We start from the raw sequence: 15,258 nt of genomic DNA, 5'->3' as shown, positions 1-15,258 counted from the left end.
TTTCTCGCCTTTTAATTTTCGACGGGTCACTCATTTGTATGAATTCTTCGCATTATTTCCCTTCCGATGCCAGCCTCGATTGTCATCATCTTATCCAAATTGCATTGGTATCTAGCGTATTTTGAGTTATCAAAATTTGCTATTTTCGAATCGTTATCAGCCATAACATTTCGAATTTCAATCAAATGCTGGGTATCAATGGCGTCGATAGGCTTGTCGATGAACATTTTTTCATCAAAGACACTCTGCAAATTTTCCTTTTTTACCCCGTTTAGCAACAGGTGTCTTTTGTACATTTCAACACCAATATTCCAGCAACGATTATCCTTTATTGGGTCTTTCGGTTTTTTAACGGCGTTACGGTATTCAGCTATTTCTGAACCCAATTGACGCATGTGACTAATCGCTACAGTATTTTTACATTTTTCATAAGCTTCCGCGTAACCACCCGGATCATAGGTGTCATGTTGTCTTTGTTGAGCACACGCACTGTATTCAAAATGCTGTTTTAATTTGTATTGATTTGCAGCGGAGCAACCTACGACGGTAGTCGTAATCAAAGAAATTAAAATGCTCCCTGGTATTTTTAACGAACCTATATTTTTCATTTCGAAATCCATTGATTTTAATTTTATTCAACTATCACACGTTAAAAAAATATCACAACATTTTTTAGGGCGCATTAAATATATTTAACAATGAAAGGGGTTGTAAGCCGGAACCCCAGAAATTTTTGTCACCCTAATTCCAGTCCTTCCACCAGCGCATCCAAGTCGATCAATTTGCCGTCGTTTTGGAATGTGTAGTGCCCATTCAGCAGGATATGTCGCCACGCGGTCGGGGATATTTGAGTAATCAATGCCAGAGTTTTGGCGTTACCGTTTGCTTCGTATCGGGTCAGCAATTTGGACAATATCGCCGAGTTGTAGTAGATGATCGCATTGGCAATCAGCCTTGCACACTGGTTACTGATCTCGATTTCTATGTCGGTGCGTCCGGTCAATTCCTTCTTTCCGCCAACTTTCGAGATGGCTGCGCGTAGCTGGTGATAGGATTCAATACGGTTTTGTGAGCGATGAACATTGCGCTCCAGTTGCGGATCGCGCAAATATCGTAAGGTGTAAATGCTGCGTATTAGTTTATCGAAGTCAAAGATCGCACGGCGTGTCGGATTCGGCGCGGTATAGGTGCATAACTTGCGGATCAACGTACCTTGCGTCATTTCTTTTAGGCCAAGAGTAGCGACAATCTGATCGAAGTTCGGTTTTTCCTTGGCAATGGCCTCAATATGGGGTAGTTACCACATAGCTGCCAAAAGTGCCATCTTGGTTGAATTGAATTTCATGGCAGCAAAAAATCCATAAGGAATTTTTTCTAAAAAGCTCTATCAATTATATGAATCTAATGATAGTATCTTTATCAATTAAATTCAGTGTGAACGGATTCTATCGTGAAATGGCAATGGCAAGCAGACGAATTACATGCCCATTGGTATTTGACGACTGAAGAGTCCGACCTGCTGTATAAAAAAACCCCTCATGGCCGTTTGGGTTTTGTTGTGTCGCTCAAATATTTTCAGAATGAAGGTCATTTCCCCGAGCATTGCCGTGAAATCCCTGAAGCGGTTTTGGGTTATTTGGCCAATCAAATTGGCGTTTCTGGCGACAATTTAAGCCAATACGAATTCATTGGCCGCACGGGCAAGCGTGACCGGACTGAAATCCTTTCATTTTTGGGAATACGTCGTGCTAATAAAAATGACAAGTCTGAGTTTGCCAAGGTATTACTGACTGATATGCTACCGTCCGATCCAACCTTCAATGCGTTGCAGGACTATGCCATCCATTGGTTTAGGAATCGCCACATAGAGCCACCTGGGTCAATGCGGCTTGAGCGATTGATCCGCTCAACGACACACACGTTTGAAACGGATTTGTTCAACCGGATCGATAAAGGTTTAAATCCGAACACAAAAAAATTGATAGATGGCTTGCTGAATGTTGCTGAAGACGATGCGGATGGCAGTTCTGCGTTAAGCAACACCTTTTCGAGCGTCAGTTGGTTAAAAGACGATACGGGAAAAGTAGGGCTTGACCGAATTTTGCAAGCGGTCGAAAAAATAAACTACCTACGAAACTTGGCCATCCCAGGCGAACTGCTTGCATCTCTGCCTGCGAAATGGCTGCAAAAATATTACCGTCGGGCTTCGACTGAATCGGCGTGGGAGTTGCGCCGCCACCCTGATGTGATTTGCTATCCCTTAGTGGCCATTTTTTGTTGGCAACGCCAAATGGAAATAACGGATAACTTGATTGATCTGCTGATTCAAGTCGTCCATAACATTGGCAAACGTGCCGAAAATAAAATTGAAAAAAAACTGCTTGAGGATTTAAAACTAGTCCATGGCAAAACCGGGTTGTTATTCAAGTTGGCCGAAGTGGCTGTTGAACAGCCTGAAGGGATTATAAAAGATGTCTTGTATCCTAAAGTGAGCTTAGAAACTCTGAAAAACCTGGTGAAAGAGTACAAATCAAGCGGCAAGGCCTATCAGCAGGAAGTCCATCAAGTGCTTCGGCGTTCTTACGGCAACCATTACCGGCGTATGATCGTACCGCTACTCAATACACTGGAATTCCGTAGCAATAACAGCAAGCACACGCCTGTGCTGGATGCCATAAATTACCTCAAAAGCAATCAGGAATATCGTGGTCAATATTTTACTGATATCGATGATATCCCCGTCGCCGGCGTGGTTAAATCCAAACGATTCGATACGGTCATCGAACAAGATAAGGATGGCGATGATAGGATTAACCGCATCAATTATGAAATCGAGGTATTACAGGCTTTGCGTGAGCGTTTGCGGAGCAAAGAAATCTGGGTGGTAGATGCTTGTCGTTACCGTAATCCGGATGAAGACTTACCGGGCGATTTTAGCAGCAACAGTGACGCTTATTATGAGGCATTAAATTTACCCAAGAATCCGGAAGACCTGATAGAGAAACTGAAAACGGATTTAGAGAAGGCTCTTAAGCATACGAATAAGGAAATGCCCAAAAATCCATTGGTTAAAATTACTCCTACGGGTAAGAATCGCATTCGGATTACTCCCCAAGTACCTCAAGCGGAGCCCGAAAACTTGGCTCGACTCAAAGCCGAGATATTCAATCGCTGGCCAGCGACTGGACTGCTTGATGTTCTAAAGGAAGCAGACCTACGGGTTAATTTTACCCAGCTGTTTCAGAGCAGCCGACAACGTGAAACGCTAGACCAAGACACGATACAAAAACGTTTATTGTTGTCCCTATTTGCGCTGGGTACAAATGCTGGATTAAAGAGGATTGCCGCAAGCGGACATGACGCCAGTTATAAAGAACTACTCCACATCAAACATTCATTTCTTGAAAAAAATACCTTACGTGAGGCTATTTCGCAAGTCGCCAATGCGACGCTGGCCGTAAGGCTTCCTGAAATCTGGGGTGAAGGTACAACCAGTTGCGCCTCTGATTCCACAAAAATCGGTGCCTGGGATCAGAATCTCATGACGGAATGGCATGTTCGCTATGGTGGTCGCGGAGTGATGATTTATTGGCACGTCGAGGGACAATCTGTCTGTATCTACTCTCAGTTAAAGCGTTGTTCATCCTCTGAAGTGGCGTCAATGATTGAAGGTGTGCTGCGGCATAAAGTGGATATTGATATACAGAAAAGTTATACCGATACCCATGGACAAAGTGAAGTCGGCTTCGCATTTTGCCATTTGCTGGGGTTTAGCTTAATGCCTAGGTTAAAAGGGATTGCCTCACAAAAACTCTACCTGCCGGAAAAAGGCAGTGGCACTCGTTACCCCCATCTTGATCCCATATTGACCCGTTCCATCAACTGGGAGTTGATTCGCCAGCAGTACGATGAAATGGTGAAATACACAACGGCGTTAAAATTGGGTACGGCCCAGGCTGAGGCTATCTTGTCCCGGTTCACGCGTAATAACGTCCAACATCCGACCTACAAAGCATTGGCGGAACTAGGTAAAGTCATCAAAACCATCTTTCTGTGCCAATACATTATTTCAGAAACCCTGCGCCAGGAGATTCACGCAGGTCTGAACGTGGTTGAAAATTGGAACAGCGCTAACGGATTTATTTTTTATGGCGACGGTCGCGAAATAGCGAGTAACCGAATTGAAGACCAAGAGCTGTCGGTACTATCGCTGCATCTGCTCCAGCTTTGCCTAGTGTATGTGAACACACTTATGATACAGCAAGTACTGAAGGAAAGTATCTGGCATAGCCGAATGACCTCTGCCGATTTCAGGGCGTTGACACCGCTGATTTATGCTCACATAAATCCCTACGGGTGGTTTGAATTGGATATGGACAAGCGCTTGCCCATCGAAAGAATGGCAGCCTAATGAATAAATTGAACTTAAGAAGCCGCACAACACTACCAATAGGGCATGCTCTAGTGATAGCTTGAAAAATGGCGGTAAAAGCTATCTTTAGAGTTTATTTTTAATTAAGATAGTTATTCTATCACATATACTAGAACCTTATGATAGTAAAATGATTATTGGTTACGCACGCACATCGACAATCGACCAAATGGCTGGTTTTGAATCTCAAATTACCGAGCTGCATAGTATCGGTTGCGAAAAAGTATTTCAGGAACAGGTTTCTTCGGTTGGCAACCGGGTACAACTTGATGCTGCTTTAGAGTTTGTTCGAGAAGGCGATGTCCTAGTGGTGACAAAGCTGGATCGCTTAGCTCGTTCAGTGCGGGATTTAATGTCTATAATTCATCAGCTTGAACGTAAACAAGTCGGTTTACGTATTTTGAATTTGGGCATGGATACCAAAACCACAACGGGTAAATTAATGCTGACCATTTTAGGTGGCATTGCCCAATTCGAGCGTGAAATGATGCTTGAGCGGCAACGCGAGGGTGTCGCTAAGGCAAAAGAGGATGGCAAATATACGGGTCGAAAACCCATTGACACCACTCGCAGGGCAACAATTATCCGTTTAAATACTGAAGGTTTAACCAAGATCGAGATTGCCAATCAGGTTGGCGTAGGCGAAGCTACGGTTTATAGGGTATTGGCTAAAGCTAGAAAAAGTTAATCTATTGATTATATTGAACTATAATCTTTCTTCTGACGAAGATGGCACTTTTGGCAGCTATGAGGTAACTACCCCTTACTGTATAGTTGGCTTAAATTTAACGCTGCCTGCCATTCATCAAGATCAAGATAGCACTGCATCAAGGTATACCTACACCCTAAATTGTCGTTGGGATTGACGGATACGAGACGGGCAAAAATATCAATGGCCGGAGCCGCTCCTTGATTATTTAATATCGATAGACCCAATGCATGATACGCACGCATAAATGGCCGATTTTCGATATGTCCCCAAAGCATACGGCTTGTAAGCCAAGAGAATTGTGATGGGATTGCCTCTAGTCCTATGCGGACAGCTTCGCGTGAACATAGATAGGATTCAAGCTCTAATCCAGAATCTGAGAACACGAGAGCTAAATGATGTAAAGCGTCCATATAAAACGGGCACACAAGCAACAATTTGCGTAGTGTTTCCTCTGCTTCATCAAGATTTCCAGCTTGAAAACAGTCAATTGCGTTATCTAAGCTTTCTTCCACTCCCTCAGGAAGATTATGATGAAAAACCCATGAGTTTGGTGACGCTTCGATAATTGTTATCATTTTTAGAATGGTTCCGAGGTTTGGTTGAGTTTAAACAAACGACTGAATTGTTTCATAGATTTTTTTGCAACACTACCTCCAACCGGATGGTCGCCATTTGCTGTCCCGAGACAACTTACCCATTTTTTGTTGCATAGACAGCACTGCCGCTCATTCCGTTTGTCCTGCTTCAGCCCCCAACTCAGCCTCAATATCCTCAATGCTAGGCAAACTACTTTGTAAAGATTCCGGCAATGCTCGCACTAAATCGTAATCGGCAATGCCAATCGGTTTATCGATGCCGCGCAGAGCATACTCGGCGATTACCCGGTTTTTGCCTTGGCAAAGCATTAGGCCAATTGTGGGCTGATCATGCTCATGCCGGATTACGTCGTCAACAAGGTTACAGTAGAAATTGAGTTTTCCGGCGTATTCAGGCTTGAAGTTACCGCGTTTAAGTTCGATCACCACAAAGCATCGTAGTTTAAGATGATAAAACAGCAGGTCAATGTAAAAGTCTTCTTCGCCTACGCTGACCTGATATTGGCGACCGACAAAGGCAAAGCCTTGGCCGAGTTCGAGCAGGAACTTTTCCAAATGGCGCACCAACCCGGTTTCCAATTCTCGTTCGTGAAAATTTTTTTCCAGTGTCAGAAAGTCGAAAAGATATGGATCTTTGAGAGTCTGCTGCACCAGATCAGATTGCGGTGCCGGCAGACGACTAGCGAAGTTATTGACTGTGTTTCCTTCGCGCAAATGCGCCACACTCTCGATTTGTATCAGCAGAATGCTGCGACTCCAGCCAAATTCGAGGGTTTTAGCCATGTACCAGCGCCGGGTCGCCGGGTCTTTGATTTTTTCCAACAATACGGCGTGATGGCCCCATGGTACTTGCCAGAGTAAATTACGAGTTGCTATTTGTGCCACAGGTTGCGGCACTTTTTCGCTGTCTGACAATTGTGCCGCAGCTTGTGGCACAAAGTAGTCTGGCTCCCGATAGGCGCGGTAGAAAGCCAACATGCGCTTGATATTCCGTTCGGAAAAACCTTTGACTTCCGGCAATTCGTTATGCAGGTCATGCGCCAAACGGGGAATGACAAACGCCCCCCAACCTTGCTGTTTTTGCCTTGTTTCAATCAATTGCCCGATCTCCCAGTACAAACGCAGCAATTCGCCGTTGACCATGATCAACGCGCATACTTGCGCTGCTTGGATACGCGCTTTGATATCGCCTAATAAATCACCATAAAACGTTAGCTCAGTATTCATAGCACAAGCCCACCACGTTTTTTACGGCTCGTCTTCCTAACATCCATGCCACAAATCGTAGATATTAAATGATGAGTTGGTAGGATACCGCCGCGCAAATCGTCGCATCGTTTCCTTGGCGAACTGTAAAGCTCTGATTTTTTAATGGCCATTAGTGTTTAATAGTTACTTACCAGCCGGTAAAGGCTGCCTGTTCGATTAAAAGCTCGCATTACCAAATAGCGACATTCATTGCACATAAGTGCATTTTTGCGTTTCATAAGGCATTGTCGCACATAGCTGAACATCTCTTCATCGTGCTTATTTAAAGCAATAACCCTTTTTAATTTTTTTGCTGCTGATCTTTTGGCTGGCCAATTCTGCTTCTTGTTCAGTGGTAAACCATTCCTTCTACAAACTTATAATATTGTAGACACCTAGAACGTTAATTTCATTCAATTCCAATTCTGACCAGGAGCACATGGATGGCCTTCGACTTATTAACCGAAGTACAGAAGGCTCAGTACGATCATTTTGCCGGCGATCCTGATAAAATCCAATTTGCAAGCCTAATCTGACTCTGCATAATGCAAAAATGATAGTATTTTGGCTCATTTTCAATGCGCACATGTAACCAGGCAATACCTTGACCCGCAGTGCGGCTCAAATTCAATAATATTCTACATTTTTTCTTTAACGCTTCGCCCTAAATCGGTGAGCCGGTAGCGTTGCATGCGACTGGTGGGTTTCTCGGGAATAGTCATTTCGATCAAACCAGCCTCCAATGCTGTGCTAAGGTAAGCTTGGCGGAAATGAGCACGGTCTTTCAATCCCAGCGCTAGCTGTAGTGTTTCCCTGTCGTTTTCACCTGATATCACGGCGAGAAGCGCTCCGACTTGAGGGGTGACTTGAGGGGTGACTTGAGGGGTGACTTGAGGGGAACTCTTTTCGGTCGCATCGAATTCAGCGACGGGCTGTGCGTCTCGATCACGCTCCGGGATGAACAACTCGAATGATTTTCTAGCCCGATCATTGCTTAAGATCGGTGCAGCGTGACCCATACCGGTCCATTCTCTTTGCATCATGCGCAAACCAGTACCTGCTTGTTCACACATAGCGACACGCCGCATAGCCATGGCTATGGCCGGGTTTCGAACATCTTTTTCGCCGGGCTCCAGCAAACGGGTATCGTCGCCGAAAATATCTCCAGGATTCCAGAAACGAATGCCATCATTGAAGAACTGGATGGTCGCCTTGCGAGAATGGTCGCTATAATCCTGATGGATCAGCAGATTCATCGCTGCCTCGCGAAACACCCGAAAACTGGGCGGTGCATCGCGACGCTCCAAAGTCATTGGATCGATGTCCTTGAATGGTTTCGGCATGAAAAACAAGTATTTTGCCAAAAGCTGCTGCCAACTCTGTACGATATTTTCCTCGCATACCAAACGGTCTATCCAGCGCGTTTCCGGCATCTCGTCCTGGGTACCATAGCCAAGAAACTGCAAATCCAGGATCGGGCGAGGCAGTAAATTACGCACTGCACGTAGCGAGCCAAACAACGCAATAGCCGCATGGCTGGGCAGGAGTCTGCCGCCATCCTTGATCAGATATCCCCAGTCGTACAAAAAATCGAGATCGGATTGGTCGGCATCGAAACCCGGATTGACTGTATGAAAGCGATTGCGATACCACTTGAGACTGCCGGGGTGCAACGTCTCGTCGAGATCGACTCGGGTGAAGGGCTGCCCATCCCAGCGGTCGGTGCTGGCATCGCGCAGCATCCGTTCAATGTCCTGAGACTGCGCTTTGTAATCGCCACCGCCCTTGCGGATAAAGGTACGGCGAATGTCACCATCCAGATAAACTGGCTTACGGGTACGGGGATTTTCAGCAACGTGAAATGCCAACACGATCTTGCCATCCTGTTGATAGCGCCGTTCGGTGATGTCCAAGTCGTGATTGACCTTGTTGTCCGCATGCAGCACGGATAGGAAATCATTTTGTATTTTGTCGGGGACATCGACACCACAAATCTCAAAACTCTCACCGTCCTGCTTGATACCCAGCACAATCCAACCTCCGTGTGTGTTAGCAAAGGCTGAAACGGTTTCGAAAGCAGATTTTGGCAGTGCTGAACGAGATTCCTTGAATTCGGCATCGTTCCATTCGCCTGCATCTAACAGTGCTTGGAGAATTTTGGGTATCGGCATTAAATCAACTCCCTATAGCCTTTTAAAAATCATAAATCCACCTTGGCTGATTTTAGATGATAACCTTTTTTAATTTTTTTGCCGCTGATCTTTTGGCTGGCCAGTTCCGCTTCTTCTTCCGTGGTAAACCATTCCTTCCTCACCGTACCCGGTGATCCCACCCTGCCCCATTCCTTAACCAAGGACCAATCATCAAACAGGCCTGGCATCACAAACAACTGATAAAACCGATGCATGTTTTGTTTAGCATCATGCCTTTCCAAGTATATGTGGTTCATGGCTCACCTCGGGCTTTAGTCATTGGTGGTATCCGGTATAAATCAGGTGTCGTAGTCTTTTAACATTGTATAGATGGTTTGCCGGGTCACCTTGAAGTGCCTGGCAATATCAATTTTGGTCGCACCGCCGTTGAACATTGCTAACGCCATAGTTTTATCTGTTTCATTCAGCGCATCAGGACGACCAAATTTCTTGCCTTTCTTTTTGGCAGCAGCCAAACCGGCCTTGACCCGCTCCCGGATCAAACCACGCTCGAATTCAGCAAGCGAGCCAAAAATGTGAAAAATCAATTTTCCGGTTGGACTGGTGGTATCGATGTTTTCAGTTAAGGACTGAAAACCAATCTGGCGATTTTCCAAATCAGTCACCGTCTCAATGAGATGCGGCAAACTACGACCTAATCGATCCAGCTTCCATACTATCAATAGATCCCCTTCCCTAAGGGATTTTAGACATTGTAGTAATTCTGGCCTATCTGTTTTTGCTCCGGATTGCTTTTCTTCATAAATCCGTTCGCAACCAACAAGATTAAGCGCATCCAACTGAAGTTGGGTGTCTTGGTCATTGGTCGATACTCTGGCGTAACCAATTTTCATTATATTGAATCCATTCGATCAGACTCGTAATCATCTTTCAATTTACACATGAGCATTTTTACTTTTTTTACGTATCATTATTTAACTATAACACGCCTATACTTTTTTTACTTAGTTTTTTAACGTTTTTTGGGGGGTGGATAAATTTTTTAAACGATTTTTTGGGGGTGCGGCAAAACGTTAAAAAAACACTTGATTGTTTAACGCCACCATTATGTCTGATGTTGACGAACAAATGTTAACGGTTATCGCCATGCATGAGGAACTTGAACTTGTGATCTGGGGCGTGGCCACCAACGCCATTCCTGCGGTCTAATGCCGCCGCTTCTCGCACTGGTTGACGCCTACATAGCTTTGGGGATTTGAAGTCCAACGGGATGATTATTCTGAGCTTCGCATAACGGTGCCACTGGACTTTAAATCCCCTTTGAAAGCCAATTTCATTTGCAATTATTGTGAGGCACAAACGGCGTTGATTGCGAGCCAGACCAGTTTCAAACGCGAGCAGGTACATTTAACGATTGATTTATGTTTTCGGTCGCGGCTAGTTTTATGCTGACCAATCTTTGTTTACCTCAACGACTCGAACCCCGTTTTGTTTTAAAAGCTTAGAAAACTCAATAAAATGATCTGCACCACATATGAACAAAAGAGGCCACTTATCAAATGAAATAATTTTATTTAGCCATATTTGCTCTCGCATCCTATCTGCATCATTGGAACGTTTTAAGTATTCGTTCCACACCTCTTGTGGTAGATTTTCGCTACTAGCGTTTCTTGGCCAACATCTTATCTCTGGGAACCTAGCCGCATATTCATTTTGCAGGCCTAATATAATGTCCGCAATGTTGCTCGGCATGCCGTGTTCCATTCTCTCTTTTATATCAGGGTCTGCGTACAAGTGAGGAATGGGAGGTTGAAGTTCAGCAGCAAGAGCTAAAGCAACAGTTGCATCTCCATTCTTTATTTCTTCAGCTACTCCCTCTACTCTGTGACTTTGACACTGTTCACGCAATACTTTTTTAAAAAGATCAAGTGAGCTCTCTCCAAGCTGTATCGGGTGCGTAGTACCTATTAAAATAACTGAATACATAATTTATTTGATGCTTGCGTATTCCAGTGATGTCTGCGCCACCCAAACCACGGGAAAGCTGCCACCCCATCGAAGGTTGGTCGGAGCGAAGCGACGCGGGTTTTTCTTTTTACTCTATGTCTTGAATTGTCGTCAAATTTGCTTGCTTTTTTCTTAACGATTCGCCTTTCAAATTGATCTTATACGCATTGTGGACCAATGCGATCCATAATGGCATCAGCTAGCAATGGACGCGGAAAAAGCCAGGGTTAAAGGCAGCACGGGAACGGCAGCGACCAGCCGCCAAGCCAAAAGGGCATAATTTGACTTAATCAGCCTTTAATCCTTGCTTTAATCATGGGCAATCATTCACAGCCGGAAAGGGCTAGTAATAACCAACGTTTTAGTTTGTCGTTACCAACCAGCAACGGCAGCAAGCCGCGCACCTTGCGCTGCGCTAGTCATTGAAATGATTTTAGTGTTAGAATCGGGCGAAAGAGAAAAAGCTAAACAGTGCCGCTAGGTTCTGTAAGGAACATCACTGGGTTCGTGCTTCACGGATAGCCGGATTGCCTCTTTGTTTGAACGAAAAAAGATTTTGTACAAAACAGCGAAGCTTTGACAAAAAATGTTCTAATCAATCAATGAGATTTTATTTATGAATTTACGTGATTTTCTCGCGGCAATTGTTCTTTCGTCCACCAGTTTAGTCGCTCAGGCTGACGGGTACAATTTTACTACTGTAAGCACTCCTAGTGGTTTTACTCTTATCGGTATTAATAATAACGGAGAATCTGCTGGAACGTTTAACCCTAGTTCCGGCGGAGCGTTAGGTGTTTTTTATAATACTGCCAACAATTTCTACCTTACATTTAGCAATCCTAATACAACAATATCACCTTCAGACACTTTTGGTAATGGTATTAACAATAGCGGACAGATTGTAGGAAGCTATTTTATCGATCTAAGTGCTCCTTATATTGAGAATAGCTACATCTACAACGGTAGCGGCTTTACCAATTTAAGTGACCCTAATATAACAACTGGATCCCAACAATATACTATTGCGAATGGTATTAATGACAATGCTACTGTAGTTGGTGCATATAACAGTCAATCAAATGGCTGGATTGGTTTTGAATACAGTAATGGGGTTTATACGGATATTATTGATTCAAATGCGTACCAAACTTCTGCAAACGCGATTAACAACAGCGGAGCAATTGTAGGGTCTTTAGCTTTTTCAGGAACAGCAGTCGGCAGTCCAAGCTATGTTAACTCTGGATTCATTGATATTGGCGGCGTATTTACCTTGCTGAACGACCCAAACGCCGCGTCTAATAGCTATGGTACAGTTGCAACCGGCATTAATAATCTTGGTGAAGTCGTAGGGTATTATTACGATGCAACAGGCATAACGCACGGATTTTTATATAACGCTGGTGTATATACAACTATCGATTTTACTGGGTTATCCATTAATAAAAGCACCACGCTAAGTAGCATAAATGATTTAGGTCAAATTGCTGGAAATACTTCTGACGGAACAGTACTTCATTCATTTATTGCATCTCCTGCTACCGTCCCAGTTCCCACCACCGTTTGGCTGTTCGGTTCGGCTTTGGCTGGCTTTATCGGCTTTAATCGCCGCAAGTCTGTACAGCAAGCCATTTAGCATCATTCAAACCGACAGTAAATTTATTCAAAATACTCAAAGAGGATTTATTAATGGATTTCAAATTTATAAAAAAATCGATTTTGGCAACGGGCTTGGTAAGGATACGGTAATAAATAACTTCCCGAAATTAACTTGTTTGTGGTGCAGCTCGATAGTTCCAGCGAGGAAGATAGTCATCAAAGATAATCTTCATATTGTTAAGGAAACTATCGGCGCACTTTTTCCCTGTAGCATAAACCTCTGTCAAAATATCCACGGTTACTTTTAAGCCCGTACAGGTTTTAGCCTTCTCCATGAATTGTTTGGCGATGGCGACCGAATGAAAGACCACACCCAAGCAGGCACGCGTAATATGCGAAAACAAACGATGTTCAATCGGGTTGTGCTTTGAGCAATACGGCGGATAGTGTGCCACACGAATTTCCAGTCCAAGTGAGTTTGCAAGTGCCTGCAAAGCTTCCTTGAAGACATGCCGATTGGCAGCGTTGCTGCCGCCGCCATCACAAAGCAGTAGCAAGCGGCGGGCATTGGGATAGTGTCGGCAACCATAGTGTCTCCACCAATGTGCAATACTATCACAACAAAATTCACTGGTGTCATGGCTGGTATTCAGGTTCATATGCCCTTGGTTTCGCGCCAAGTCATAGATGCCATGCGGAATCAATTTACCTTCACCAGCACTGGGAAAATCATGATCCAGTGTGTCCACGGGTGCTTGTGTATAGGTGCGGCCTTCTCGACTGAAATTGCCGATGAGTTCCTTCTTTTTGGTATCAATGCTGATCACAGGCTCACCTTTGTCCATATACTCCACCTTGAGTTTGGCGATGTTCTGAAACTGTGCATCCCGGTCAGGATGAGAACCTAACGGTTTCTTCTTACGCGTTTTACGTTGCCCTAAACCATGTTTCTTTAATAACTTGCGAACCGTATGTCGACTCGCCGATGTACCCATTTCAGCGAGACGGCGACTAATTTCACTGCGTGATAAATTGGTCCATAACACACCATCACGCATAGGATCGCCCGCCGTAAACTCCGACAGCAGTTTTAGGAAATTTTCCTCTAACATCGGCTTACGCTCAATTGAGACTTTACGGCCCGCACCTTTTTTTTCTGACCCGGCTTGGCGCGGGATCTTCAGGGGACTCCAGTTCTGTTAAGCCTCTTCGGACAGTCTTGGGGTCCATTTCGAATAACCCCGAAACATAATCAATGCCACCGTGCCCCAGCTTTGCCGCCTCAATCCCTGCATAACGTCGCCGGTCTTTTTCGGATAGCGTTGCAAACAGACGCTGCATTTTGATCTCAATGTTTTTTTCGTAACCTGTCATTCGCTTTCATTTATAAACACTATATTTTGCTTATTATCCAACATTTTGCTACAGCTTTCTCATCCAAATTATGGGAAGTTATTTTTTACCAGATCCTAAGTAGTCTTTTGACAGTTTCTCAAGCGAGTCAAGCCGACACCTACAACTACACCACCATTGACAATCCCAATCAAACTGGTGGAACTGTTGGCTTTGGCATTAACAATAGCGGGCAGATATCGGGTTATTATTTCACTGGCGCACAAAGGCAAACTATAAATAGTTTTGTTTATGATGGCAGCACCTATACAACCATTAATGACCCAAACGCTCTAGCGGGAACTACTGTTGCTAGTGATATTAACAATAACGGAATTCTAGTTGGAGATTTCCAAGATAGTACAGGACCCCATGGTTTCCTATACAACGGCAGTACCTACACTACCCTTAACTATCCTAACGCAACGGGCAGTGGAGGAACGATTCCGATTAGTATCAACGATACCGGTGAAGTGGCTGGGATTTTTTACACTGGCAACAATAATGTTGGAAATGGTTTTCTTTACAACGGCAGTACCTACACTACCCTTAACGACCCAAATTCAACTAAAGGAACTTATGCCTATGGCATCAACAATAGTGGTGATGTGGTTGGATATTTTGACAACGGTAATGTTGGAAATGGTTTTCTTTACAACGGTAGTACCTACACTACTCTTATCGATCCCAATGCAACCAATGGAACTTATGCCTTAGGCATCAACAATAATGGTGAGGTGGTGGGGTATTACACAGATTCCACAGGAAATCATGCTTTCGTATATAACGGCAGCACTTATACTACCCTTAACTATCCAAACACCACACCCAACAACCCAACGCTTGATACTTATGCCTTTGGTATTAACGATAGCGGAAAGGTGACTGGATATTTTGTTAACAACCATGGGGTCTCTCTTATTGGCTTCGTAGCCACCCCTGCTACCGTTCCCGTTCCGACAAGCGTTTGGCTATTCGGTTCGGCTTTAGCGGGGTTCATTGGCTTTAATCGCCGCAAAACCGCGTAAGCACAAAACCCCATAATCCAAAAAGCCGCTACCCGTAAAAGATAGGTGTAGCGGCCCGAGAACATAAATCACAGGAACCGATAACATCCGTTTT

The 15,258-nt window shown here is 44.3% G+C and carries 13 protein-coding genes and 2 pseudogenes; 4 read left to right on the top strand and 11 right to left on the bottom strand.

Going from position 1 to position 15,258, the window contains the following annotated elements:
• Positions 1-26: 26 nt before the first annotated feature.
• Together ABH008_RS23915 and ABH008_RS23910 are read right to left on the bottom strand one after the other, a co-directional pair.
• A complete protein-coding gene (locus ABH008_RS23915) occupies positions 27-608 on the bottom strand; it encodes a hypothetical protein (protein WP_347990160.1) in 582 nt (193 codons plus the stop codon).
• Positions 609-736: 128 nt separating this feature from the next.
• Positions 737-1,273: pseudogene (locus tag ABH008_RS23910) on the bottom strand (Tn3 family transposase); the annotation flags it as partial.
• 177 nt (positions 1,274-1,450) lie between these two features.
• Here ABH008_RS23910 and ABH008_RS23905 point away from each other — a divergent pair.
• Both ABH008_RS23905 and ABH008_RS23900 read left to right on the top strand, forming a co-directional pair.
• Positions 1,451-4,411: a Tn3 family transposase gene (locus ABH008_RS23905; protein ID WP_347990159.1), complete on the top strand. Its 2,961-nt coding sequence runs from the start codon at positions 1,451-1,453 to the stop codon at positions 4,409-4,411.
• 151 nt (positions 4,412-4,562) lie between these two features.
• Positions 4,563-5,120, top strand: coding sequence for a recombinase family protein (locus ABH008_RS23900; RefSeq protein WP_347990158.1), 558 nt, complete (start codon positions 4,563-4,565; stop codon positions 5,118-5,120).
• A 68-nt stretch (positions 5,121-5,188) separates the two neighbouring features.
• On the opposite strand, the gene ABH008_RS23895 is transcribed toward ABH008_RS23900, so the two are convergent.
• The 7 genes and pseudogenes from ABH008_RS23895 to ABH008_RS23865 all read right to left on the bottom strand — a co-directional run.
• A complete protein-coding gene (locus ABH008_RS23895) occupies positions 5,189-5,719 on the bottom strand; it encodes a hypothetical protein (RefSeq protein WP_347990157.1) in 531 nt (176 codons plus the stop codon).
• Positions 5,720-5,869: 150 nt separating this feature from the next.
• Positions 5,870-6,967, bottom strand: coding sequence for a PDDEXK nuclease domain-containing protein (locus tag ABH008_RS23890; protein WP_347990156.1), 1,098 nt, complete (start codon positions 6,965-6,967; stop codon positions 5,870-5,872).
• 659 nt (positions 6,968-7,626) lie between these two features.
• Positions 7,627-9,159: a Fic family protein gene (locus ABH008_RS23885; RefSeq protein WP_347990155.1), complete on the bottom strand. Its 1,533-nt coding sequence runs from the start codon at positions 9,157-9,159 to the stop codon at positions 7,627-7,629.
• Between the two features lie 29 nt (positions 9,160-9,188).
• Positions 9,189-9,437, bottom strand: a complete 249-nt coding sequence (locus ABH008_RS23880) for a WGR domain-containing protein (protein WP_347990154.1) — start codon at positions 9,435-9,437, stop codon at positions 9,189-9,191.
• 42 nt (positions 9,438-9,479) lie between these two features.
• Positions 9,480-10,034: a recombinase family protein gene (locus ABH008_RS23875; RefSeq protein ID WP_347990153.1), complete on the bottom strand. Its 555-nt coding sequence runs from the start codon at positions 10,032-10,034 to the stop codon at positions 9,480-9,482.
• A gap of 550 nt (positions 10,035-10,584) precedes the next feature.
• Positions 10,585-11,127, bottom strand: a complete 543-nt coding sequence (locus ABH008_RS23870) for a hypothetical protein (RefSeq protein ID WP_347990152.1) — start codon at positions 11,125-11,127, stop codon at positions 10,585-10,587.
• 109 nt (positions 11,128-11,236) lie between these two features.
• Positions 11,237-11,357 (bottom strand): annotated as a pseudogene (locus ABH008_RS23865) (ATP-binding protein); the annotation flags it as partial.
• Between the two features lie 407 nt (positions 11,358-11,764).
• Between ABH008_RS23865 and ABH008_RS23860 the strand changes: the two are divergent.
• Positions 11,765-12,781 carry a PEP-CTERM sorting domain-containing protein gene (locus tag ABH008_RS23860; protein WP_347990151.1) on the top strand — a complete coding sequence of 339 codons (1,017 nt, stop codon included), beginning with the start codon at positions 11,765-11,767 and terminating at the stop codon, positions 12,779-12,781.
• 130 nt (positions 12,782-12,911) lie between these two features.
• On the opposite strand, the gene ABH008_RS23855 is transcribed toward ABH008_RS23860, so the two are convergent.
• Positions 12,912-13,856 (bottom strand): ISAzo13 family transposase, encoded by a 945-nt coding sequence (locus tag ABH008_RS23855; protein ID WP_347990150.1) that lies wholly within the window; start codon positions 13,854-13,856, stop codon positions 12,912-12,914.
• Positions 13,857-13,878: 22 nt separating this feature from the next.
• Positions 13,879-14,118, bottom strand: a complete 240-nt coding sequence (locus ABH008_RS23850) for a hypothetical protein (RefSeq protein WP_347990149.1) — start codon at positions 14,116-14,118, stop codon at positions 13,879-13,881.
• A 107-nt stretch (positions 14,119-14,225) separates the two neighbouring features.
• On the opposite strand from ABH008_RS23850, the gene ABH008_RS23845 reads away from it, so the two are divergent.
• Entirely contained in the window at positions 14,226-15,164 is a 939-nt protein-coding gene (locus tag ABH008_RS23845) for a DUF3466 family protein (protein ID WP_347990148.1), read from the top strand.
• Positions 15,165-15,258 lie beyond the last annotated feature (94 nt).

It is taken from the genome of Methylomonas sp. AM2-LC (assembly GCF_039904985.1).
Taxonomy (GTDB): Bacteria; Pseudomonadota; Gammaproteobacteria; order Methylococcales; family Methylomonadaceae; genus Methylomonas.
Note: the sequence above shows the minus strand (reverse complement) of the source record. Positions and strands in the feature narration are given on the sequence as shown.

Coding starts and splice junctions, on each gene's coding strand:
- ABH008_RS23875 (WP_347990153.1), bottom strand. CDS start 10,034: ATGAAAATTGGTTACGCCAGAGTATCGACCAATGACCAAGACACCCAA.
- ABH008_RS23890 (WP_347990156.1), bottom strand. CDS start 6,967: ATGAATACTGAGCTAACGTTTTATGGTGATTTATTAGGCGATATCAAA.
- ABH008_RS23895 (WP_347990157.1), bottom strand. CDS start 5,719: ATGATAACAATTATCGAAGCGTCACCAAACTCATGGGTTTTTCATCAT.
- ABH008_RS23915 (WP_347990160.1), bottom strand. CDS start 608: ATGAAAAATATAGGTTCGTTAAAAATACCAGGGAGCATTTTAATTTCT.
- ABH008_RS23900 (WP_347990158.1), top strand. CDS start 4,563: ATGATTATTGGTTACGCACGCACATCGACAATCGACCAAATGGCTGGT.
- ABH008_RS23850 (WP_347990149.1), bottom strand. CDS start 14,118: ATGACAGGTTACGAAAAAAACATTGAGATCAAAATGCAGCGTCTGTTT.
- ABH008_RS23860 (WP_347990151.1), top strand. CDS start 11,765: ATGAATTTACGTGATTTTCTCGCGGCAATTGTTCTTTCGTCCACCAGT.
- ABH008_RS23870 (WP_347990152.1), bottom strand. CDS start 11,127: ATGTATTCAGTTATTTTAATAGGTACTACGCACCCGATACAGCTTGGA.
- ABH008_RS23880 (WP_347990154.1), bottom strand. CDS start 9,437: ATGAACCACATATACTTGGAAAGGCATGATGCTAAACAAAACATGCAT.
- ABH008_RS23885 (WP_347990155.1), bottom strand. CDS start 9,159: ATGCCGATACCCAAAATTCTCCAAGCACTGTTAGATGCAGGCGAATGG.
- ABH008_RS23855 (WP_347990150.1), bottom strand. CDS start 13,856: ATGTTAGAGGAAAATTTCCTAAAACTGCTGTCGGAGTTTACGGCGGGC.